Below are 21,091 nucleotides of genomic sequence, written 5' to 3'. Positions count from 1 at the left end.
GGACCCGCATCCGGATACGGTTCGGCCCCGGTCCCCGGCCAGGGCGGCTTCGGCCCCCCGCCCACGGTCGTCGGCGGCCTCGGCGGCCCCGGCGGCCCGACGGTCTTCGACCCGTACACGCTCCCCTCCGACGACAACGTGAACGCCTACACCTTCTGCGTGGAGCTCAAGGGGAGCCAGTGGTTCCTGCAGAAGGGCAAGATGATCTCGTACTACGGGAGCATCGAGTTCAACGGCATCGGCAACGGCCGCTTCGACCGCCTGCTGCGCACCAGCTTCCACTCGCCGCTGCACGCCAGTGACTGGGTGGTGGCCGAGGGGCAGGGCAAGATGCTGCTGGCCGACCGCGCCTTCGACGTGAACTCGTACGACCTGGACAAGGGCAACCTGACGATCCGGTCGGGCAACCTGCTCGCCTACCAGCCGTCCCTCGCCCTCAAGCAGTCGATCGTCCCGGGCTTCCTGACGCTGATCGGCACCGGCAAGTTCGTGGCCGCGTCCAACGGGCCGGTGGTGTTCATGGAGCCGCCGCTGCGCGTGGACCCGCAGGCGCTGGTGGGCTGGGCGGACTGCCCGTCCCCGTGCCACCACTACGACCACGGCTACATGTCGGGGGTCATGGGCGGGCTGCGCTCGCTCACCGGCATCGGGGGAACTTCGGGCGAGGAGCACCAGTTCGAGTTCGTGGGGGCGGGCACGGTGCTGCTGCAGTCCTCGGAGATGCTGATGGCGGAGCAGAACGTGGGAGCGGTCGGCGCGGGCGCGGCCACGGGCAACGCGCAGGGCGTTCCGGGGGCCGGCCAGGGACCGCTGGGTCAGCTGGGCGTGCCGCGGATGCCGGGGCAGCTGGGTGATCTGCAGCGCCGCTTCGGACTGTGATCCTCGCGCCCCCCATCCGATTTTTGTACGTAATTCAACTTCTTAGGTAGAGTTCACTCATGGAGACCATGGAGACCGAGACCGCCGCCCTCCCCCAGACTCCGTCCGGGGGGACCCCCTGGCTGACGGACGCCGAGCAGTGCCTCTGGCGCACCCACCTGGACGTCAGCAGGCTGCTGATGCACCAGCTGGAAAAGGATCTCCAGCCCTTCGGCCTCACCAACAACGACTACGAGATCCTCGTGAACCTCTCGGAGTCGGACGACCACCGGATGCGGATGAGCGATCTCGCGACCGCGACCCTGCAGTCCAAGAGCCGGCTGTCCCACCAGATCACGCGCATGGAGGCGGCCGGCCTCGTCGTCCGCGTGAACTGCGAGTCCGACCGCCGGGGCCTGTACGCGGTGCTCACCGACCAGGGCATGGAGACCATGCGCAAGGTCGCCCCGCACCACGTGGCATCGGTCCGCCGGCACTTCATCGACCTGCTGGCCCCGGAGGACCTGGCGGCCATCCGCGCCTCCCTGACCCCGGTGGCGGAGCACCTGCGCGCCAACCGCGGCAAGGCCTGAGGCCCGCCGAGCGCCACCGAGCGCCGCCGCTCGGTCGGCCGGACAATGGGCACTATCCGCCCGCTGCCGGCCGACCGCCGAGCAACCGTAAGCGACATGGCCGGCCTGAGGAGGTCCAAGCCATGAAGCGCAACGTGTACATCTCCGCGGCCGCGTCCGTGGTCCTGATCGTGGGAGGCCCGGTGGCGGCCGCGGCAGCGGCCACCGCCGACACGGCGAGAACCGCCCCCGCGGCGTCGGCCCGGGCCGACGTGGACGCCCAGGGGGCCGCGGAAGCGGCCCTGAAGAAGTACCCCGGCGTCGTCGAGTCGCTCGACAAGGACGGCTCCGTCTGGCACGTGGACGTGATCAGCAAGGACGGGAAGGGCCACGCCGAGCTGGAGGTGGCCTCGAACGGCACGGTCACCCGGATCAGCAAGGACACGAACGACAACCCCGGCGAGTACAAGGCCCTGCTGGCCGCCAAAGTCAACGCCCAGCAGGCGATGAAGGCGGCCACGGCCGCGCACCCGGGCAAGGCCTGGGCGGTCGAATGGGACGACGACGACGGCGCGACCTACTGGCACGTCGAGGTCAAGGACTCCAGCGGCAAGACCTGGAACGCCCACGTGGACCCGACGACGGCCAAGGCCACCGCATCCGGCTCGGACTCCGACTCGGACGACAACGACTGAACCCACCCCCGCTGCCCGGCTCGGCCGCACAATCCAGCCCCGCCGGCGTTTGAGGCGCGGGGGCCGGGGCAGCGCCCCGATCTTTCAGCCCCGCCGGCGTTTGAGGCGCGGGGGCCCGGGGGCAGAGCCCCCGCGACGGCGCCGCACCGCACCCCGCGCCCAAGCGCTCCGCGCCCGAGCGGTCAGCCCTCCGTCAGCGTCGCCAGCAAGGCGTCGGAAGCCGCGTACGGATCCAGCTCGCCCGCGGCGACCCGCGCCGCCAGCGCGTCCAGGTGCGCGTCACCGTGCAGATCGGCCATCCGGGCCCGCAGCGCGGTGACGGCGATGGTCTCCACCTCCCGCGCGGCCCGCGCCGCCCGCCGCTCGGCCAGCACCCCGCGCTCGTCCATCCACGCTCGGTGCTTCTCCAGCGCCTCGACGAGCTCGTCGATGCCCTCGCCCCGCGCCGCGACCGTCTTCACGATCGGCGGCCGCCAGTCCTCGCGGCCGCGCGCCTCCCCCAGGCCCAGCATGTGGTTCAGCTCCCGGGCCGTGGCGTCCGCGCCGTCCCGGTCGGCCTTGTTCACCACGTACACGTCGCCGATCTCCAGGATGCCCGCCTTCGCGGCCTGGATCCCGTCGCCCATCCCGGGGGCCAGCAGCACCACCGAGGTGTCGGCCTGCGAGGCGATCTCCACCTCCGACTGCCCGACCCCGACCGTCTCGACCAGGATCACGTCGCAGCCGGCCGCGTCCAGCACGCGGATCGCCTGCGGCGCGGCCCACGCCAGACCGCCCAGGTGCCCCCGGGTGGCCATGGACCGGATGTACACGCCCGGGTCCGAGGCGTGGTCCGACATCCGCACCCGGTCGCCGAGCAGCGCCCCGCCCGAGAAGGGCGAGGACGGGTCGACGGCGAGGACGCCGACCCGCTTCCCGGCCTTGCGGTACGCCGTCACCAGCGCGGAGGTCGACGTGGACTTGCCGACGCCCGGCGACCCCGTCAGCCCCACCACGTACGCCCCGCCCGTCAGCGGGGCCAGGGCGGCCATCACCTCCCGCAGCTGCGGGGACGCCCCCTCGACCAGCGAGATCAGCCGGGCCACCGCTCTCGGCCTGCCCTCACGGGCCTGGGCCACCAGCTGGGGGACGTCCACCGCCGTCATACGTGCTGCGCTCCTCGGGTGCTTCTGGGGTACGGACCGGATGGGACTGCGGCCGTCAGGCCTGCGGCACGCGCACGATCAGCGCGTCGCCCTGCCCGCCGCCGCCGCACAGCGCGGCCGCGCCGACACCGCCGCCGCGGCGCTTCAGCTCCAGCGCCAGGTGCAGCACCACGCGGGCGCCGGACATGCCGATCGGGTGACCCAGGGCGATGGCGCCGCCGTTGACGTTCACCTTTTCCGGGTCCACGTCGAGGTCCTTCATCGACTGCACGGCGACGGCCGCGAAGGCCTCGTTGATCTCGATGAGGTCCAGGTCGCCGACCTCCAGGCCCTCCTTCTTCAGGGCGTGCAGGATCGCGTTGGACGGCTGCGACTGCAGCGAGTTGTCGGGACCGGCCACGTTGCCGTGGGCGCCGATCTCGGCGATCCACTCCAGGCCCAGCTCCTCCGCCTTGGCCTTGCTCATCACGACGACGGCGGCGGCGCCGTCGCTGATCTGCGAGGACGTGCCGGCGGTGATGGTGCCGTCCTTCGCGAAGGCCGGGCGCAGCTTGCCGAGGGACTCGACGGTGGTCTCGGGGCGGATGCCCTCGTCGTGCGAGAAGACGACCGGGTCGCCCTTGCGCTGCGGGATCTCGACCGGGGTGATCTCGGCCTCGAAGACGCCGTTCTTCTGCGCGGCGGCGGCCCGCTGGTGGGAGGCCGCGGCGAACGCGTCCTGCGGGGCGCGCTCGATGCCGAGGCGGGTGTTGTGCTTCTCGGTGGACTCGCCCATCGCGATGTTCTCGAAGGCGTCGGTGAGGCCGTCGTAGGCCATGGCGTCGAGCATCTCGATGGCGCCGTACTTGAAGCCCTCGCGGGACTTCGGCAGCAGGTGCGGGGCGTTGGTCATGGACTCCTGACCGCCCGCGACCACGATGTCGAACTCGCCCGCGCGGATGAGCTGGTCCGCCAGCGCGATCGCGTCGAGGCCGGAGAGGCACACCTTGTTGATGGTGAGCGCCGGGACGTTCATCGGGATGCCGGCCTTGACGGCGGCCTGGCGGGCCGGGATCTGGCCCGCGCCGGCCTGGAGGACCTGGCCCATGATGACGTACTGGACCTGGTCGCCGGAGATTCCGGCCCGCTCCAGCGCGGACTTGATGGCGAAGCCGCCGAGGTCGGCGCCCGAGAAGGACTTCAGCGAACCGAGCAGCCGCCCCATGGGGGTGCGGGCCCCGGCGACGATCACTGACGTGGTGTTGTTCGTTCCGGACATGAGGCACAGCCCCTTGAAGATGAGGAGTGAACGAGGGTTTACCCGAATGTACTGAGCGGTACCCGCGTCGTCACCGGCCTGTCGGTGTGATCGCTGGCACGTTGCGTGACCACCCCCGCGGGCGGTGCACTGGTCCCATGCTGACAAGAATCGACCACATCGGGATCGCCTGCTTCGACCTGGACAAGACCGTCGAGTTCTACCGTGCCACGTACGGCTTCGAGGTGTTCCACTCCGAGGTCAACGAGGAACAGGGCGTCCGCGAGGCCATGCTCAAGATCAACGAGACCTCGGACGGCGGCGCCTCCTACCTCCAGCTCCTGGAGCCCACCCGCGAGGACTCCGCGGTCGGCAAGTGGCTGGCGAAGAACGGCGAGGGCGTCCACCACATCGCGTTCGGCACCGAGGACGTCCTCGGCGACTCGGAGGCCATCCGCGGCAAGGGCGTCCGCGTCCTGTACGACCAGCCCCGCACCGGTTCCATGGGCTCCTCCATCACCTTCCTGCACCCCAAGGACTGCCACGGCGTCCTGACCGAGCTCGTCACCTCCAACCCCGAGCAGTCGGCCGACCACCACTGACGGACCCGCGCACGGCACACCACCGGCCGTGGTGTGCCGTCCGCCGTACGGACACCGCGCGTTTCCTTGATCACATACCGGGCGGCCCGCCCTTCCGGACCCGAACGCTCCGCATCCACGGTCGAACGCCGCAAATCACCCCTCCGCGGACCCGGCGGGGGAATTGCCGCGAGCCCGCCTCCCGGAGCAGCCGCAAGAGCGCACTGATGTCCCGTATCCCCGGCCGGTAGAGTGGCCATGGCTCGGCCGGGGTTCGGTGCGGAGACGGGGTCGGGGCCTGTGAGCTCTGCCCCGATATCTGACACCATTCCCCCGGGGGCGTCGTTCAGCGGGCGAGCGATGCTCATTGGGAGTGAGCTTGCGACCAGGGGACGGATGGGACCGCGCTGTGCGGGGCTACGAAAGCCAGGAGAGCCATCAGGCCGAGGCCGACCATCTCTCGCGCTTCGAGGCCGAGATGGAGCGGCTGAAGAAGGAGCGCGGGAAGGCCGTCCAGCACGCTGAGGACCTGGGTTACCAGGTCGAGGTGCTGCGCGCCAAGCTCCACGAGGTGCGACGGGCCCTGGCGTCCCGACCCGCCTACGACGGCGCGGACATGGGCTACCAGGCGGAGCAACTGCTCCGCAACGCCCAGATCCAGGCCGACCAGATGCGCTCCGACGCCGAGCGCGAGCTCCGCGACGCCCGGGCCCAGACCCAGCGCATCCTCCAGGAGCACGCCGAGCACCAGGCACGGCTCCAGGCCGAGCTGCACACCGAGGCCGTCAACCGCCGCCAGCGGCTGGACCAGGAGCTCAACGAGCGCCGCCAGACCGTCGAGGCGCACGTCAACGAGAACGTGGCCTGGGCCGAGCAGCTCCGCGCCCGTACGGAGTCCCAGGCGCGCCGGCTCATGGAGGAGTCCCGCGCCGAGGCCGAGCAGTCCCTCAACGCCGCACGCGCCGAGGCCGCCCGCGTTGCCGAGGAGACCCGCCGCCGGATCGCCGCCGACGCGGAAGCCGCGCGCACGGAGACCGAGGCCACGCTGCTGCGCGCCCGCAAGGAGGCCGAGCGGCTGCTGACCGCCGCCTCCACGCAGGCCCAGGAGGCCACCGAGCACGCGGAGCGGCTGCGCTCCACCACCTCCGCCGAGGCCGAGCAGACCCGGCAGCAGACCCTCGACCTCGGCCGGGTGGCCGAGGCGCGGGCCCAAGAGGCCGATGCCGCGCTGCGCGGGGCCCGGGCCGAGGCCGAGAAGCTCCTCGCCGAGGCCAAGGAGAGCGCGGCCCGCCAGCTCTCGTCGGCCGAGTCCGTCAACGAGCAGCGCACCCGTACCGCCAAGGAGCAGGTCGCCCGGCTGGTCGGCGAGGCCACCAAGGAGGCCGAGAGCCTCAAGGCGGAGGCCGAGCACACGCTGGCCGACGCCCGCGGAGAGGCCGAGCGGCTGCGCACCGAGGCCGGGGAGCTCGCCCGTACGGCCGCCGCCGAGGACATGGCGGCGCAGCTGGCGAAGGCGGCCCGTACCGCCGAGGACGTGCTGAACAAGGCCTCGGAGGACGCCCGGGCCACCACCCGCGCCGCGTCCGAGGAGGCCGAGCGGATCCGTCGCGAGGCGGAGGCGGAGGCCGACCGGCTGCGCCTCCAGGCCGCGGCGACCGCCGACGAGCTCAAGGGCGCCGCGAAGGACGACACCGAGGAGTACCGGGCCCGTACGGTCGAGCTCCAGGAGGAGGCCCGCAGGCTGCGCGGCGAGGCCGAGCAGCTGCGCGCGGAGGCCGTCGCCGAGGGCGAGCGGATCCGCGGCGAGGCCCGCCGCGAGGCGGTCCAGCAGATCGAGGAGGCGGCCCGGACCGCCGAGGAGCTGCTCGGCAAGGCCAAGGCGGACGCGGACGAGCTGCGCGGCGGGGCGAGTGCCGAGAGCGAGCGGGTCCGCGCCGAGGCCGTCGAGCGGGCCGGCACCCTGCGCAAGCAGGCCGAGGAGACCCTGGAGCGGACCCGCGCCGAGGCGGAGCGGATGCGCTCCGAGGCCGAGGAGCAGGCGCAGGCCGCGGTGGCCGAGGCCGAGGCGGCGGCCCTCGCACGGCGCGAGGAGACCGAGCAGGCCCTGGCCGCGAAGCGCGCGGAGGCCGACGAGGAGCTCGTACGGCTGCACACGGACGCCGAGGGCCGGCTGGCCACGGCCGAGCAGACGCTGCGCGACGCCCGCGCGGCGGCGGAGAACATCCGCCGGGAGACGGCCGAGGAGTCCGACCGGCTCCGCGCCGAGTCCGCGGAGCGGATCCGCACGCTCCAGACGCAGTCGGAGACCGAGGCCGACCAGCTGCGCACCGACGCCGCGGACGACGCGGGCCGGGTGCGCGCCGAGGCCGAGCAGGTGGCCGTACGGCTGCGCAGCGAGGCCGAGACCGAGGCCGAGCGGGTGCGCACCGAGGCGCAGGAGACCGCGGACCGGCTGCGCGCCGAGGCGAAGGCGGCGGCCGAGCGGGTCGCCGAGGAGGCCGCGGAGGCGCTGGCCGCCGCGCAGGAGGAGGCCGCCCGGCGCCGCCGGGAGTCCGAGGAGACCCTGGCCTCGGCGCGGACCGACGCGGACAGCGAGCGGGCCCAGGCTCGCGAGCAGAGCGAGGAACTGCTGGCGCAGGCGCGCAAGCGCTCCGAGGAGGCGCAGGCCGAGGCGGTCTGGCTGACCGAGGAGGCCGAGCGGCGCGCGTCGGAGGTCGTGTCGGCGGCGGAGGCCACCGCGCAGCAGGTGCGGGACTCCGTGGCCGGTCTGCACGAGCAGGCCGAGGAAGAGGTCAGCGGGCTGCGCAGCGCCGCCGAGCACGCGGCGGAGCGTACGAAGACGGAGGCCGAGGAAGAGGCCGCGCGGGTCCGCGCCGACGCGTACGCGGAGCGGGAGCGGGCCACCGAGGACGCCAACCGGATCCGCGGCGAGGCCCGTACCGAGACGGACGCGGCGAAGGCCCTGGCCGAGCGCACGGTCGGCGACGCGATCGCCGAGGCGGAGCAGCTGCGCAGCGACACGGCGGAGTACGCGCAGCGGGTGCGTACGGAGGCCACGGACGCGCTGGCCGCGTCCGAGCGGGACGCCGCCCGTACCCGGGCGGACGCCCGCGAGGACGCGAACCGGATCCGCGGCGAGGCGGCGGAGTCCCTGGAGGCGGCCCGCGCCGAGGGGGCCCGGATCACCGCCGAGGCCACCGCGGAGGCGGAGCGGCACACCGAGGAGACCCGCGCCGCGAACGCGGAGACCGTCGGCGAGGCGGCGGCGGAGGCCGAGCGGCTCACCCGCGATGCCGCCGAGGCCGCGGACGCGACGCGCACCGAGGCCGCGGGCATCCTGGACGAGGCCCGTGCCGAGGGCAACCGGCTGCGCACCGAGGCCGCCGAGCAGGCGGACCGGCTCATCACCGAGGCCACGGCCGAGGCCGAGCGCCTCACCGAGGAGACCCGCGCCGCCAACGAGGCCACCGTCGGCGAGGCCGAGGCGGCCGCGGACGCGCTGCGCACGAAGGCGGAGCGGCTCACGGCCCAGGCGGCCGAGGCGCTGGTCTCGGCCGAGAGGGACGCGACGCGCGTGCTGGTCGACGCCCGTACCGAGGGCGACCGGCTGGTCGACGAGACCCGCGTGGCCAACGAGGCCACGGTCGCCGAGGCCGCGAAGGTCCTGGAGGACGCGCGGGCGGAGGGCGGCCGGATCATCGGCGAGGCCACCGCGGAGGCGGAGCGCGTCACGGCCGCGGCGAACGAGACCCTGGCGAGCGCCGAGCGGGAGTCCGAGCGGACGCTCGACGAGGCCCGCGCAGAGGGCAACCGGCTGCGCAGCGAGGCCGCCGAGCAGGCGGACCGGCTCATCACGGAAGCCGCGGCGGAGGCCGACAAGCTCACCGCCGAGACCCGCAAGGCGAACGAGCGGACGGTCGGCGAGGCCTCGAACGAGGCGGAACGGCTGCGCGCGGAGGCGTCGGAGTCGCTGTCGTCGGCGCAGGAGCACGCCACCCGTACCCGGTCGGAGGCCGAGCGGGTCAAGGCGGAGGCGGCGACCGAGGCCGAACGCATCCGCGGCGAGGCACGCGACGAATCCGAGCGACTGCTGGACGAGGCGCGCGAGGCCGCCAACAAGCGCCGCAGCGAGGCCGCGGAGCAGGTCGACCGGCTCATCACCGAGGCCGCGGCGGAGGCGGACAAGCTCACCGCCGAGGCGGCGAAGCAGGCCCTGGCCGCCACCACGGGGGCCGAGGAGCAGGCCGACGCGATGGTCGACGCGGCCCGCAAGGAGGCCGCGCGGATCACCTCGGAGGCCACCGTCGAGGGCAACTCCGTGGTGGAGAAGGCCCGTACGGACGCCGACGAGCTGCTGGTCGGCGCGCGCTCGGACGCCGCCGCCATAAGGGAACGGGCGGAAGAGCTGCGCGGCCGCGTCGAGTCGGAGGTCGAGGAGCTGCACGAGCGGGCCCGCCGGGAGTCGGCCGAGCAGATGAAGTCGGCCGGTGAGCGCGTGGACAAGCTGGTGCGCGCGGCGACCGAGCAGAGCGTCGAGGCCGAGGCGAAGGCCAAGGCTCTGGTGTCGGACGCGAGCAGCGAGGCGAGCAAGGTGCGCATCGCGGCCGTGCGCAAGGCCGAGGCCCTGCTCAAGGAAGCCGAGACGAAGAAGGCGGAGTTGGCCCGGGAGGCGGAGAGCGCCCTGGCCGAGGCCAAGGCGGAGGCCGAGCGGCTCGTCGAGGAGGGCCGCCGCGAGTTGGAGGTCCTGGTGCGCAGGCGGCAGGACATTCAGGGCGAGATCTCCCGTGTCCAGGACGTTCTTGAGGCGTTGGAATCATTCGAGGCGCCTTCGGGCGGCGCGAAGCCGTCGATCGGCAGCCAGGGCCCGGGGGGAGCGAAGGCCGGCGCGACGGCGGGTTCCACTCGTTCGGGTGGGAAGTCGTCGGAGGGGTAGTCCGTGCGCGACGAGTGTGCTCCTGACGGTGGTTCAGGCGGACGAGTGACAAGCTTTCCGTCGCCTTGCCACTCAAAAGGGGGGTCATTGTCCAGATCAATCGCGGATTGACTCGAAGACACGCCGTCCTGGCGCCTAGGATTCCCCTAACACCTCACGCAGCACCTCATCGGTCTCATTCGACAGGAACCCCATGAGCGACCCTTCCTCCCCCTTCGGCTTCGAGCTCGTGCGGCGCGGTTACGACCGCGGTCAGGTGGACGACCGCATTACCAAGCTGGTCTCCGACCGCGACAGCGCCCTTGGACGTATCAACTCTCTGGAAAAGCGGATCGAGGAACTGCACCTCGAAACGCAGAACGCCCAGGCCCAGGTGAGCGACGCGGAGCCGTCGTACGCCGGCCTCGGCGCCCGGGTCGAGAAGATCCTGCGCCTGGCCGAGGAGGAGGCGAAGGACCTGCGCGAGGAGGCCCGTCGCGCGGCCGAGCAGCACCGTGAGCTCGCCGAGTCGGCCGCGCAGCAGGTGCGCAACGACGCCGAGTCGTTCGCCGCCGACCGCAAGTCGAAGGCGGAGGACGAGGGCGTCCGCATCGTCGAGAAGGCCAAGGGCGACGCCGCCACCCTGCGCGCCGAGGCCCAGAAGGACGCGGCCTCCAAGCGCGAGGAAGCCGACGCCCTGTTCGAGGAGACCCGCGCCAAGGCCGCCCAGGCCGCCGCGGACTTCGAGACCAACCTCGCCAAGCGCCGCGAGCAGTCCGAGCGCGACCTGGCCTCGCGTCAGGCGAAGGCGGAGAAGCGTCTCGCCGAGATCGAGCACCGCGCCGAGCAGCTGCGCCTGGAGGCCGAGAAGCTCCGCACGGACGCCGAGCGTCGGGCCCGTCAGACCGTGGAGACCGCGCAGCGCCAGGCCGAGGACATCGTGGCCGACGCCAACGCCAAGGCCGACCGCATCCGCAGCGAGTCCGAGCGCGAGCTGGCGGCGCTCACCAACCGCCGCGACTCGATCAACGCCCAGCTGACCAACGTCCGCGAGATGCTGGCGACGCTGACCGGTGCGGCCGTCGCGGCGGCCAACCCGATCGTGGACGACGAGCCCGTCACCCGCGGCGTCCCGGCGCAGCAGACCCGCTGACGCCCCGTTCGCGGTTACCGGGCGGTACGGTTCGCCCGCTTCGCGACCAAAGCAGGGCCGTGCGTCACCTTTCGTAGGTGGCGTACGGCCCTTCGTCGTTCTAGCGTGGCCTGCATGATCGAGCTTGAGGGCCTTACCAAACGATTCGGCGCGAAGACCGCCGTGGACAACCTCAGCTTCCAGGTCAGACCGGGGGTGATCACCGGCTTCCTCGGCCCCAACGGGGCGGGCAAGTCCACGACCATGCGCATGATGCTCGACCTCGACAACCCGACCAGCGGTACGGTCCGGATCGACGGGAAGCACTACCGGGACCTGCCGGAGCCGCTGAAGTACATCGGGGCGCTGCTGGACGCGAAAGCCATGAACGGTGCTCGCAGCGCGTACAACAACCTTCTCTGCCTTGCCCAGTCGAACCGGATCCCGGAACGACGGGTCACCGAGGTCCTGGACCTCGTCGGCCTGACGGCCGTGGCGAAGAAGAAGTCCAAAGGATTTTCGCTGGGCATGGGCCAGCGCCTCGGAATCGCCTCCGCGCTGCTGGGCGATCCGGAAATCCTGATGTTCGACGAACCCGTCAACGGTCTGGACCCGGAGGGAATTCTCTGGATCCGCAATCTGATGAAGGGTCTGGCGGCAGAGGGGCGGACGATCTTCGTCTCCTCCCACCTGATGAGCGAAATGGCCCTGACCGCGGACCATTTGATCGTCATCGGACAGGGAAAGCTGTTGGCCGATCTGTCGATGGCCGATTTCATTCAGCAGAACGCACGAAGTTACGTCCGACTGCGCTCTCCTCAGCAGGAACAGCTGAAGGACGTCCTCCACGAGGCGGGGATCGCTTCCATCAGCGTCCCTGCCACCGGCGCGCTGGAGATCGACGGCGTGGAACCGGAGCGGCTCGGCGAACTGGCGGCCCAGCACCGCATCGTGCTGCACGAACTCAGCCCACAGCGGGCTTCACTCGAGGAAGCGTTCATGCGCATGACGGCGGACTCCGTCGAGTACCACGCCCACGCTCCGGGCGGCCCCGGACAGCCCGGTGCCCCTGGAGGCCCCGGCTTCAATCCGGCCAGGCCCGCCGACGTCCCCGCGTGGGGCGCCGGTTTCGAGACGACGCGCAAGGGCGGCGAGTGACCATGTCCTTCTCCGCCGTCCTCCGGTCCGAGTGGACCAAGATCCGCACCGTCGCCTCCACCACCTGGAGCCTGGCCTCCGCCGTGGTGGTCACCGCCGGGATCAGCGCCCTGCTGTGCGTGTTCGTCAACAACAGCTTCGAGGGCATGAAGCCCGAGGAGAAGGCGACCTTCGACCCGACGCTGACCAGCTTCGCCGGCATGAACCTCGGCCAGCTCGCCGTGATCGTCTTCGGGGTCCTGGTCGTCAGCAGCGAGTACAGCTCGGGAATGATCCGCACCTCGCTGGCGGCCGTGCCCAAGCGTGAGAGCTTCCTCGCGGCCAAGCTCCTCGTGGCCACCTCGCTGGCCCTGGTCGCGGGCCTGTTCACCAGCTTCCTGTCCTTCTTCGTCGGCCAGGCCATCCTGGGCGAGCGCGCCATCGGCATCGGAGAGCCGCACGTGCTGCGCGCGGTGATCGGCGCGGGCCTCTACATGGCCGTGCTCGCCCTGTTCTCGATGGGCGTCGCGACCATGCTGCGCAGCTCGGTGATGTCGCTCGGCATCCTGATGCCGTTCTTCTTCCTGGTGTCGAACATCCTGGGCGTCGTCTCCGCGACCCGGAAGGTCGCCCAGTACTTCCCGGACCAGGCCGGCTCCAAGATCATGCAGGTGGTCCCGGGTGCGATGGGCAGCGAAGTCGCGCCCTACGGCCCCTGGGGCGGCTTCGGGATCATGGTCCTGTGGGCGCTGGCCGCGGTACTCGGTGGCTACCTCGTCCTCAAGAAGAGGGACGCGTGAGCCCCGCCTCCGTCTGAAGGACTACGGGTCATCCCCGGGTCGGCCTCAGGGGCGGCTCGGGGATCGGCTCGGGACGGAACCACGGGAAGCTCGTTATCCTCTTAAGCCTTACGCGGGCGAAAGTCGTCCCGGCCTGGTAAGGGGCAGTAAAGATGATCGAGGCAGTCGGCCTGACCAAGCGCTACGGCGCGAAGACCGCCGTCGACCAGCTGTCCTTCCAGGTCAAGCCGGGTCACGTCACCGGATTCCTGGGGCCCAACGGCTCCGGCAAGTCCACCACCATGCGCATGATCCTCGGCCTGGACCGGCCCACGGCCGGCCGGGTCACCATCAACGGCCACCCCTTCCGGGAGCTGCCGAACGCCCAGCGGCACGTCGGGGCCCTGCTCGACGCCAAGGCCGTGCACGGCGGCCGCCGGGCGCGCAAGCACCTGCTGTCGATCGCCCAGCTCTCCGGGATCCCCGAGAGGCGGGTGGACGAGGTGCTGGCGGTGGTCGGCCTCCAGGACGTCTCCCAGGTCCGTACGAAGGGCTTCTCGCTCGGCATGGGCCAGCGGCTCGGCATCGCCACCGCCCTGCTCGGCGACCCCCAGGTACTGCTGTTCGACGAGCCGGTCAACGGCCTCGACCCCGAGGGCATCCTGTGGGTGCGCAACCTCATGAAGCGGCTCGCCGCCGAGGGCCGTACCGTCTTCGTCTCCTCGCACCTGATGAGCGAGATGGCGCTGACCGCCGACCACCTGATCGTCATCGGCCGGGGCCGGCTGCTGGCCGACATGGGCACGCAGGAATTCATCACGCACAACTCGGCCGGATTCGCTCGGGTCCGCGCGGCCGACACCGACCCCGATGGCCGGGACGCACTGGGTGCGGCCCTGCGCGAGGCGGGCGGCCGGGTCCTCCAGGAGGCCGACGGGGCACTGCGCGTGACCGGCCTGGAACTGCCCCGGATCTCCGACCTCGCGCACGGGGCCGGCGTACGGCTGTGGGAGCTGTCACCGCACCGGGCCTCGCTGGAGGAGGCGTACATGCGGATGACCCAGTCCTCCGTGGAGTACACCTCCACCGACGACCCCCGGGCCGAGCTGTGGGAGCCGGAGCCGCTCACCGTCCCGGCGTGGGAGGAGGACGCGGCCGCCCCGGAGGTGCCGCAGGCGGGGTTCTTCGCTCCCCCTCCGCCCGGAGCGGGCGGTCGGCCCTTCCTGATGCCCACCGACCCCGGCGAGCTCGCCGGCGCCGTCAAGAACGACGTCAAGAACGACCCCGAGGACGCACGATGACCGCCCCGGCCACCTACACCTCGCCGCTGCCGACCCCGAGGCCGCACCTGGGGCACGCCCTGGCCTCGGAGTGGACCAAGATGGTCTCGGTCCGCTCCACCCTGTGGACGCTCGGGGCGCTCGTGGCGACCGTCGTCGGCATCGGGCTGCTCTTCGTCGCGCAGACCGTGGACCGGGACTACGCGGACATCTCCTTCACCACGCCGGCCCTCTTCGGCCTGCTGGTGGGGCAGCTCGCGGTGATGGTCCTCGGCGTACTGACGATCACCTCGGAGCACGCCACCGGCCTCGCCCGGACCACCTTCACCGCCGCCCCCGACCGGCACCGCGTGCTCACCGCGAAGTACCTCGTCTTCGGCATCACGGCCTTCCTCACCACGGCGGGCTCCGTCTTCCTGGTCGGCATCGCCGCCGCGTTCGCCCACGACGGTTCGGCCGCCGGACCGCACGCGGCGGCCGAGTGGCTCGGCGCGATCGCGGGCGCCTTCTACGTGACCCTGCTCGGCGTGCTCGCACTGGCCGTCGGCGCACTGCTGCGGCACTCGGCCGGGGCGATCGCCGTGATGCTCGGCCTGGTCACGCTGCCGCCGGTGATAGGCGGGATGCTCAGCAGCTGGGAGGCGCTCCAGCCCGTCGGGACGGCGATCCTGCGGCACAACGCGCCGGTGGCGCTGATGAAGCTGTTCGGGATGCCGGCCGGGAGCGACATGAGCTCGCCGCCCAGCGCCTTCACCCACATGGCGCTGATCGCCGTGGTCACCGGCGCCGCGGTGGCCGCCTCCTACGTGGTGGTAGGCCGCCGGGACGTCTAGCCGGCGTCAGTACCTGGGCGCGTTGCGGGACCGCTGCACCTTCGAGGTGCGGCGGTCCTTCGCGTTCCAGCAGGCCTTGTGCCAGTGGCGCCGGTCGTCCACACCGCCGTACTCCGGCCAGGCCACCAGGTGCGGGGTGCCGGAGGGGATCTCCTGGTCGCAGCCGGGGCAGCGGTAGCGCTTGCCCACCGCACTGGCCCCCGCGACGTGCCGCACCTTCCAGTCCTCGCCCAGGTACTCCTCGGTGCGCTCCAGCCCGTACCGGTCGAAGCCGGTGCCGGTGCGTTCCTCCGGGGTCTCGCCGCCTCGGGGGCGGTTGTGGCGCGGTGACACGTATACCTCACGGATGAGCCGACGGCAGGGACTTTCTTCCAGACTACGCGCAGCGAGCCCGGGTACCCGCAGGGTGGTCGAGGAAGGCGGCAGCGTGACGGGAAATGGCCCGACAATCCCAATAACTTTCCTGTCAGCCCGTGCCTTTGGCACGTGTCAGACGTTGTTGCCATAGGAAGAACCGGTCCACCTGGGGAGGCCGCGTCAGCCGCGAGGAGGCTAAAGGCGATGCGTGTAGGAGCGTTTGTACTGGCAGCCCAGTTCCCGGGCCAGGGACAGGGCGAGGCACTGCACCGGGCGGTGCGGACCGCCGAGGTGGCCGAGGAGGCCGGACTCGACGCGGTCTGGCTCGCCGAGCACCACTTCGTCCCGTACGGGGTGTGTCCCTCGGCGGTGACCCTGGCCGCCCTGCTGCTGGGCCGGACCCGGCGGCTGCGGGTGGGCACGGCGGTGAGCGTACTGCCGAACGCGCACCCGGTGGCCCTCGGCGAGCAGGCCGCTCTGCTGCACCTGACCTCCGGCGGCCGGTTCACGCTCGGCGTCGGCCGCGGCGGGCCGTGGGTGGACCTGGAGGTCTTCGAGGGCGGGCTGGACTCGTACGAGAACGGTTTCCCGGAGGCGCTGGACCTGCTGCGGCGCTGGTTGACCGAGCCCCGCGTGGGAGCGGCCGGCGAGCGGTACGGCTTCCGCGAGGTGGCCGTCGTACCGCGCCCCTCGGAAGCGTTCGACGGGGACGGGACGGGCCCGGAGGTCATCGTGGCCTGTACGTCCCCCGCCTCGGTCAGGCTCGCCGCGGAGCGCGGACTGCCGATGCTGCTCGGCATGCACTGCGGGGACGAGGACAAGGCGGAGATGGTGGCGCTGTGGCGGCGCAGCGCGCTGGCGGCGGGTCACTCCCGGGCCTTCGTGGCCGACGCGGGCCATGTGTCCGCCGGGGTGTGCCAGCTGGCGGACAGCACGGCCGACGCCCGCGAAACGCTGCTGAAATCGATGCCGGGCTGGCTGAAGCAGGGCCTGGACGCGCACGTGACGGTGGACGGCCGGATCCGCTCGATGCGGGATCCCGTCGCGTACACGGAACTCCTGTGCGACCTGCACCCGGTGGGAACCCCGGACCTGGCGGCGGACCGGCTGGCGGCCACGTCCGCCCGGACCGGCATCACGCGCTTCGCCCTCCTGACGGAGGGCTCCGGGGATCTCGCCGCGACGGAGGAGAACGTACGGCGCCTCGGCGCCGAGGTCCTGCCCCGTCTCGGCTGAGATCTGCCGGAAGGCAGTACTGGTGGTGCGGATGGTGCGGACGGGACTGGTTAGCAGTCGCGCAGTTCCGGCGACTGGTTGAGCAGCTGGCCGCGGATCGAAGTGAACTTGGCCAGCCGGTCGTCCACCGAGGGATCAAGCGGGAACACCGCTACCCGGTGACAGTTCTGGAATGCCAGGCGCACTCCGAAGTGGCGCTGCAGGGCACCTCGTATCGCGTCACTCGCGAGGGCGCGCAGCAGCTGCCCACGCGCCTGCTCGTCCGGCGGCGGCGTCTGGTTGTCGGCGAACTCTCCGCCGTCCACTTTCAGCTGGGCCACCAACGAGCTGATCATCTCCCATGCGTAGGGCAGGGAGGTCCGGACGCAGTCGACGAAGGCGGCTTCGTCGACCTCGCCTCGCTCGGCCTGTTCGAGTAGGGCCGGTGAGACGTCGAGCGACATGGGTTCTCCTCTCGCGGCCCCGGCCGATTGGGTTGCCGGAGCCTTACGGGCAGGGAAGGAGATCGCGACGCAGCGTGCACGCTCCGCAACCTCCCGCTCACCACGGTAGGCGCCCCATGGGTGACGCACCAGGAGAATGCGCATACAACGCGCCATCGGCGAAGGGGGCTTTCAGGGGCGAATCGCGTGGAGGCCTTCTCGTCGAGTAGCGTTGCCGACCATGCGTCTCGTCATTGCCCGCTGCTCCGTCGACTACGCGGGCCGGCTCACCGCCCATCTGCCCTCGGCACCCCGTCTGATCCTCGTGAAGGCTGACGGCAGTGTCTCGATCCACGCGGACGACCGGGCGTACAAACCGCTCAACTGGATGTCGCCCCCGTGCACCCTCAAGGAGGGGAGCGGCGACGAGGCCGGTGTCTGGACGGTCGTCAACAAGGCGGGCGAGAAGCTCATCATCACCATGGAGGAAGTCCTCCACGACTCCTCCCACGAACTCGGCGTCGACCCCGGACTGATCAAGGACGGTGTGGAGGCGCACCTCCAGGAACTCCTCGCGGACCGCATCGAAACGCTGGGCGAGGGCTACACGCTGATCCGGCGCGAGTACATGACGGCCATCGGCCCGGTGGACATCCTGTGCCGGGACGCCTCCGGCGCGACCGTGGCCGTGGAGATCAAGCGGCGCGGCGAGATCGACGGCGTCGAGCAGCTGACCCGCTACCTGGAACTGCTGAACCGCGACCCGCACCTGGCCCCGGTCCGGGGCGTGTTCGCGGCGCAGGAGATCAAGCCGCAGGCGAAGGTGCTGGCCACGGACCGCGGCATGGACTGCGTGGTGCTGGACTACGACGCCATGCGCGGCATCGAGGACGACAAGCTCCGCCTTTTCTGAGGCCGTTGCCAGGCCGTTGAGACGGGCCCGTACGCCGGGGCGCCCGGGGCCTGTCGTCAAACTCCCGTCGTCGCCCGCGGGGCAGACGGGAGTCTGACGACACGCCCTGGCTAGGGGGTGCCCGGCTGCGGGCCCGTTTCGCTGGTCGAAGCGGTGGGGTCCACGGTCGGCGACGGGGTCGGGGTCGTCTGCGAGGGCGACGGGGCCGGGGACGTCTCCGGCGACTGCGATGCCGAGGACGTCGGCTGGGACTTCGACGGGGTCGAGGACGGCTTCCGGGACGGGGTCCGGCTCGGGGTGCTCTGGGCCGTGCTCGCCTTCGAAGTCGGGGACTGCGACGTCGCGGGCGCCACCGGCGGCTGCGCGGCGGGGTCGGTGGTGCCGGGCGCCGAGGACGGCGCGACCCGCGTCGGGTTCGCCGACACCGAGGGACCCTGCGCCGGGGGCGCGGTGTCCTCGGAACTCATGGCCAGACTCACCACGGTGCCCAGCGCGACCACCGTCAGCGCGCCGGCGGCGGCCAGCAGCACCTTGCGGCGGCGGCCGGGGCCCCCGTCCCGCCCGGCGGCGGGCTGGGGTTCGGGGGCGACGGCGGGCTTCGGGTCGAGCGGGAACGCGTCCTCGAAGACGGCCGACAGCGTGGTGGGCGTGTCCGTACGCGGCAGCAGCGGCACCACGGGGGTCACCCGGGTCACCGCCTCCGGCGAAACCGGCACGGGCAGCGGCGAAGTCACCGCCCCGGTGTTCCCCGCCCCCTTGGGACCGCCGACACCGCCGACACCGGGGCCACCGACCCCGGGCCCGCGCAGCTGGACCCCGCCGGGCGCACCGGCACCGGGCCGGCCGCCGGCCGCACCACCCTGCCCCGCGGGGGCGGCGGCACCCGCAGACCCGCCCTTGCCCGCCCAGCCCTCCGAGGACGCGGCCGCACCACCGGCACCGGCCGACCCCGCCCCCGACCCGCGCAGCTTGAGCCCGCCCATGGGCCCGGCCGGGGCGGCGGCGCCACCGGCACCATCCGCGCCCGCCGGAACACCGGCGCCCGCCGCGCCGCCGCCGGCGCCGGCCGCAGCGGCGGTACCAGCGGCGTCGGCGGCGTCACCCGGGCCCGCCGGAAGCTCGGCCGCACCACTCGCACCACCCTGCCCGGCGAGGGCACCGGCGCCCGCCCAGCGTGCCGTGCCGCCGGAGCCGGGACGGGCCGCCGTACCACCCGGGGCCGCCGGAGGCTCCAGGCGCAGCGGCGGGGACGAGGTCACCCCCGCCGCTTCGCGGTCCACGACCAGGGCCAGCGCCCGCCGCCCGGCCACCGTGCCCCGCTTGTCGGCCAGCGCGCCGCGCAGTCCGATCGAGGTCTCCAGTTCGGCCCGCGCCCGGTCGAGGCGCCCCTCGCACAGGGCGAGCACGCCGAGTTCGTGGTGGAAGTACGCCTGTTCGGCGACCTCCCCCGCCTTGCGCGCGGCCTCCGCGCCCGCGCGCAGCACCCGCTCCCAGGCCTCCCAGTGCAGCGAGGCCGCGAACGCGGGGGCCGCGGTCCGTGCGAGCAGTACCGCCGCCACCACGTCCGCGCCGCCCAGCGCGGCGAGCACCGCCTCCGCCTCCACGGCGACCCGCTCGGGGGTCACCGAGGCGTGCCCGGTCCACCAGGCGTAGTGCCGGGCGGCCGTGCGGGCCTCCTCGGCGGCGGTGTCCCCGTACCCGGCCTCCTCCAACTGGCGTGCGACGCCCTCGGCGAGCCGGTAGCGGGCGCCGACCGGGGTCAGCAGTCCGCAGGCGAGCAGCTCGGCCACCGCCGAGTCCGCGTGGGTGTCCCCCACCAGCGCCGGCAGGTGCGTGTGGTGCGGCATCTCCCCGCCCAGCGCGCACGCGATCCGCAGGGCCGCGCGCGCCGATTCGCTGACCCGCGAGGCCAGCAGCTCCGCCGGGGCCGCGCCCTCGGCGAGAGTGGGCAGCGGGACGTGCGCGGCGCCGCGCTGGCGTCCCTCGAAGACGCCGGGCTCTTCCTCGTCGTCGTCCTCGTCGCTGCGGTTGAGCTCGTCGCGCTGCCGCAGGAGGGCGGCGGCCTGTACGAAGCGCAGCGGCAGCCCCTCGGAGGCGAACCGCAGGTCGGCCGCCCAGGCGGCCTCCGCATCGGTCAGCGGCCGTCCGACGCCCGCCTCCAGGAGCGCCGTGCATTCGGCCTTGCCGAGGCCGTCGAGGAAGACCTCTTCGAGGTGCGCGTCGTCACCGGGCGCCTTCGTCTCGGGGGTCGAGGCCAGCAGGTAGGCGCACTCGGGGGTGGCGCGCAGCAGCTCGTCGAGGGCGCCCGCGCCCATGTCCAGGTCGTCGAGGAGGACGATGGCGCCGATGTCCCGTACGCGGGCGAGGAGCGCGATCCGGTCGGGCCGCTCGCGGGGGGCCTCGTACACGGCCGCGTACAGCGCCTGGAGGAGCTCGCCGGGCTGCTGGTGCCCGTGGCCGGAGAGCCGTACGACGCCGTCGGGCGCCAGGTTCGCGCAGCGGGCGGCGACCGCGTCGAGCAGTGCGGTGCGGCCGGATCCGGCGGGGCCGGTCAGCCGTACGGAGCGGCCGCGGCCGAGGAGTCGGACGAGGCGCTCGCGTTCCTGCTCGCGCCCGAGGAGGGGCCGGACGGGTATGGGCGGGCCGGGCAGGGCGGGCGGACGCGCGGCGGTGTCCCGGGTAGCGCGGGAGGCCGCGTCGCGCTTGGCGGGGCGGCTCGTGTCGGTGCCGGGGCGCAGTACTTCGATCTCGCTGCCGTCGACGGGGTTGACGGCGAGCGTGAATTCGCCCGCGGTGAGGTTGACCAGTCGCGCGGCGGGCGCGGACGCGGGCGTCCGGGCGGCCGCGCCGGCCGCCGCCCCGGAACGCTTCTCCGGATCGGTCTGCCCCTGCGTAAGGTCCATGCCCCAGTCCCCCGATCGCGCTGCGCGCCGTCGCCGTCTTCCCGCCCGGCCTTCGCACACGCCGCTCTCGCTACTGGTCCGGTTTCCGCCCGAACCCTA

General features: G+C 72.8%; 17 protein-coding genes. 12 read left to right on the top strand and 5 right to left on the bottom strand.

Going from position 1 to position 21,091, the window contains the following annotated elements:
- Positions 1–138 precede the first annotated feature (138 nt).
- From ACFYYJ_RS27030 to ACFYYJ_RS27020, 3 genes are all read left to right on the top strand, one after another.
- Positions 139–879 (top strand): AIM24 family protein, encoded by a 741-nt coding sequence (locus tag ACFYYJ_RS27030; protein ID WP_385122370.1) that lies wholly within the window; start codon positions 139–141, stop codon positions 877–879.
- Between the two features lie 68 nt (positions 880–947).
- Positions 948–1,451 (top strand): MarR family winged helix-turn-helix transcriptional regulator, encoded by a 504-nt coding sequence (locus ACFYYJ_RS27025; RefSeq protein WP_385122367.1) that lies wholly within the window; start codon positions 948–950, stop codon positions 1,449–1,451.
- 122 nt (positions 1,452–1,573) lie between these two features.
- Positions 1,574–2,125: a PepSY domain-containing protein gene (locus tag ACFYYJ_RS27020; protein ID WP_385359512.1), complete on the top strand. Its 552-nt coding sequence runs from the start codon at positions 1,574–1,576 to the stop codon at positions 2,123–2,125.
- A 182-nt stretch (positions 2,126–2,307) separates the two neighbouring features.
- Here the strand turns inward: ACFYYJ_RS27020 and meaB are convergent, their stop codons facing one another.
- Entirely contained in the window at positions 2,308–3,270 is a 963-nt protein-coding gene (gene meaB, locus ACFYYJ_RS27015) for a methylmalonyl Co-A mutase-associated GTPase MeaB (RefSeq protein WP_385122118.1), read from the bottom strand.
- A gap of 55 nt (positions 3,271–3,325) precedes the next feature.
- On the bottom strand, positions 3,326–4,528 hold the full coding sequence (locus ACFYYJ_RS27010) for an acetyl-CoA C-acetyltransferase (RefSeq protein WP_384596174.1): 1,203 nt from the start codon (positions 4,526–4,528) through the stop codon (positions 3,326–3,328).
- A 137-nt stretch (positions 4,529–4,665) separates the two neighbouring features.
- Here ACFYYJ_RS27010 and mce point away from each other — a divergent pair, with 137 nt between their 5' ends.
- From mce to ACFYYJ_RS26975, 7 genes are all read left to right on the top strand, one after another.
- Positions 4,666–5,109, top strand: a complete 444-nt coding sequence (gene mce, locus ACFYYJ_RS27005) for a methylmalonyl-CoA epimerase (protein WP_376658839.1) — start codon at positions 4,666–4,668, stop codon at positions 5,107–5,109.
- Between the two features lie 388 nt (positions 5,110–5,497).
- Positions 5,498–10,021: a polarized growth protein Scy gene (gene scy / locus ACFYYJ_RS27000; protein WP_389136168.1), complete on the top strand. Its 4,524-nt coding sequence runs from the start codon at positions 5,498–5,500 to the stop codon at positions 10,019–10,021.
- A gap of 193 nt (positions 10,022–10,214) precedes the next feature.
- Entirely contained in the window at positions 10,215–11,153 is a 939-nt protein-coding gene (locus tag ACFYYJ_RS26995; protein ID WP_376658837.1) for a cellulose-binding protein, read from the top strand.
- 114 nt (positions 11,154–11,267) lie between these two features.
- The gene (locus ACFYYJ_RS26990; RefSeq protein WP_385122112.1) at positions 11,268–12,290 is read left to right on the top strand and encodes an ABC transporter ATP-binding protein; all 1,023 of its coding nucleotides are present in this window, start codon (positions 11,268–11,270) and stop codon (positions 12,288–12,290) included.
- Between the two features lie 2 nt (positions 12,291–12,292).
- Entirely contained in the window at positions 12,293–13,069 is a 777-nt protein-coding gene (locus ACFYYJ_RS26985) for an ABC transporter permease (protein ID WP_385122110.1), read from the top strand.
- Positions 13,070–13,221: 152 nt separating this feature from the next.
- Positions 13,222–14,349, top strand: coding sequence for an ABC transporter ATP-binding protein (locus ACFYYJ_RS26980; RefSeq protein ID WP_385122108.1), 1,128 nt, complete (start codon positions 13,222–13,224; stop codon positions 14,347–14,349).
- Positions 14,346–15,161 (top strand): ABC transporter permease, encoded by an 816-nt coding sequence (locus tag ACFYYJ_RS26975; RefSeq protein ID WP_385359521.1) that lies wholly within the window; start codon positions 14,346–14,348, stop codon positions 15,159–15,161. The genes ACFYYJ_RS26980 and ACFYYJ_RS26975 overlap by 4 nt, the downstream gene beginning before the upstream one ends.
- A gap of 6 nt (positions 15,162–15,167) precedes the next feature.
- Here the strand turns inward: ACFYYJ_RS26975 and ACFYYJ_RS26970 are convergent, their stop codons facing one another.
- The gene (locus ACFYYJ_RS26970) at positions 15,168–15,494 is read right to left on the bottom strand and encodes an ATP/GTP-binding protein (RefSeq protein ID WP_385122103.1); all 327 of its coding nucleotides are present in this window, start codon (positions 15,492–15,494) and stop codon (positions 15,168–15,170) included.
- Positions 15,495–15,722: 228 nt separating this feature from the next.
- On the opposite strand from ACFYYJ_RS26970, the gene ACFYYJ_RS26965 reads away from it, so the two are divergent.
- A complete protein-coding gene (locus ACFYYJ_RS26965; protein WP_389136163.1) occupies positions 15,723–16,754 on the top strand; it encodes an LLM class flavin-dependent oxidoreductase in 1,032 nt (343 codons plus the stop codon).
- Positions 16,755–16,804: 50 nt separating this feature from the next.
- Here ACFYYJ_RS26965 and ACFYYJ_RS26960 read toward each other — a convergent pair whose 3' ends face one another.
- Positions 16,805–17,197 (bottom strand): SCO5389 family protein, encoded by a 393-nt coding sequence (locus ACFYYJ_RS26960; RefSeq protein ID WP_226724241.1) that lies wholly within the window; start codon positions 17,195–17,197, stop codon positions 16,805–16,807.
- Between the two features lie 220 nt (positions 17,198–17,417).
- Between ACFYYJ_RS26960 and nucS the strand changes: the two genes are divergently transcribed.
- The gene (gene nucS / locus ACFYYJ_RS26955) at positions 17,418–18,089 is read left to right on the top strand and encodes an endonuclease NucS (RefSeq protein ID WP_384747012.1); all 672 of its coding nucleotides are present in this window, start codon (positions 17,418–17,420) and stop codon (positions 18,087–18,089) included.
- A 110-nt stretch (positions 18,090–18,199) separates the two neighbouring features.
- Here the strand turns inward: nucS and ACFYYJ_RS26950 are convergent, their stop codons facing one another.
- Positions 18,200–20,992, bottom strand: a complete 2,793-nt coding sequence (locus ACFYYJ_RS26950; RefSeq protein ID WP_389136159.1) for an ATP-binding protein — start codon at positions 20,990–20,992, stop codon at positions 18,200–18,202.
- Positions 20,993–21,091 lie beyond the last annotated feature (99 nt).

Source organism: Streptomyces sp. NPDC002467 (genome assembly GCF_042889825.1).
Lineage (GTDB): Bacteria > Actinomycetota > Actinomycetes > Streptomycetales > Streptomycetaceae > Streptomyces.
This window is presented reverse-complemented; position numbering and strand designations above follow the sequence as displayed.

Coding starts and splice junctions, on each gene's coding strand:
- ACFYYJ_RS27025 (WP_385122367.1), top strand. CDS start 948: ATGGAGACCGAGACCGCCGCCCTCCCCCAGACTCCGTCCGGGGGGACC.
- ACFYYJ_RS27020 (WP_385359512.1), top strand. CDS start 1,574: ATGAAGCGCAACGTGTACATCTCCGCGGCCGCGTCCGTGGTCCTGATC.
- meaB (WP_385122118.1), bottom strand. CDS start 3,270: ATGACGGCGGTGGACGTCCCCCAGCTGGTGGCCCAGGCCCGTGAGGGC.
- ACFYYJ_RS27010 (WP_384596174.1), bottom strand. CDS start 4,528: ATGTCCGGAACGAACAACACCACGTCAGTGATCGTCGCCGGGGCCCGC.
- mce (WP_376658839.1), top strand. CDS start 4,666: ATGCTGACAAGAATCGACCACATCGGGATCGCCTGCTTCGACCTGGAC.
- ACFYYJ_RS26995 (WP_376658837.1), top strand. CDS start 10,215: ATGAGCGACCCTTCCTCCCCCTTCGGCTTCGAGCTCGTGCGGCGCGGT.
- ACFYYJ_RS26990 (WP_385122112.1), top strand. CDS start 11,268: ATGATCGAGCTTGAGGGCCTTACCAAACGATTCGGCGCGAAGACCGCC.
- ACFYYJ_RS26985 (WP_385122110.1), top strand. CDS start 12,293: ATGTCCTTCTCCGCCGTCCTCCGGTCCGAGTGGACCAAGATCCGCACC.
- ACFYYJ_RS26980 (WP_385122108.1), top strand. CDS start 13,222: ATGATCGAGGCAGTCGGCCTGACCAAGCGCTACGGCGCGAAGACCGCC.
- ACFYYJ_RS26975 (WP_385359521.1), top strand. CDS start 14,346: ATGACCGCCCCGGCCACCTACACCTCGCCGCTGCCGACCCCGAGGCCG.
- ACFYYJ_RS26965 (WP_389136163.1), top strand. CDS start 15,723: ATGCGTGTAGGAGCGTTTGTACTGGCAGCCCAGTTCCCGGGCCAGGGA.
- ACFYYJ_RS26960 (WP_226724241.1), bottom strand. CDS start 17,197: ATGTCGCTCGACGTCTCACCGGCCCTACTCGAACAGGCCGAGCGAGGC.
- nucS (WP_384747012.1), top strand. CDS start 17,418: ATGCGTCTCGTCATTGCCCGCTGCTCCGTCGACTACGCGGGCCGGCTC.
- ACFYYJ_RS26950 (WP_389136159.1), bottom strand. CDS start 20,992: ATGGACCTTACGCAGGGGCAGACCGATCCGGAGAAGCGTTCCGGGGCG.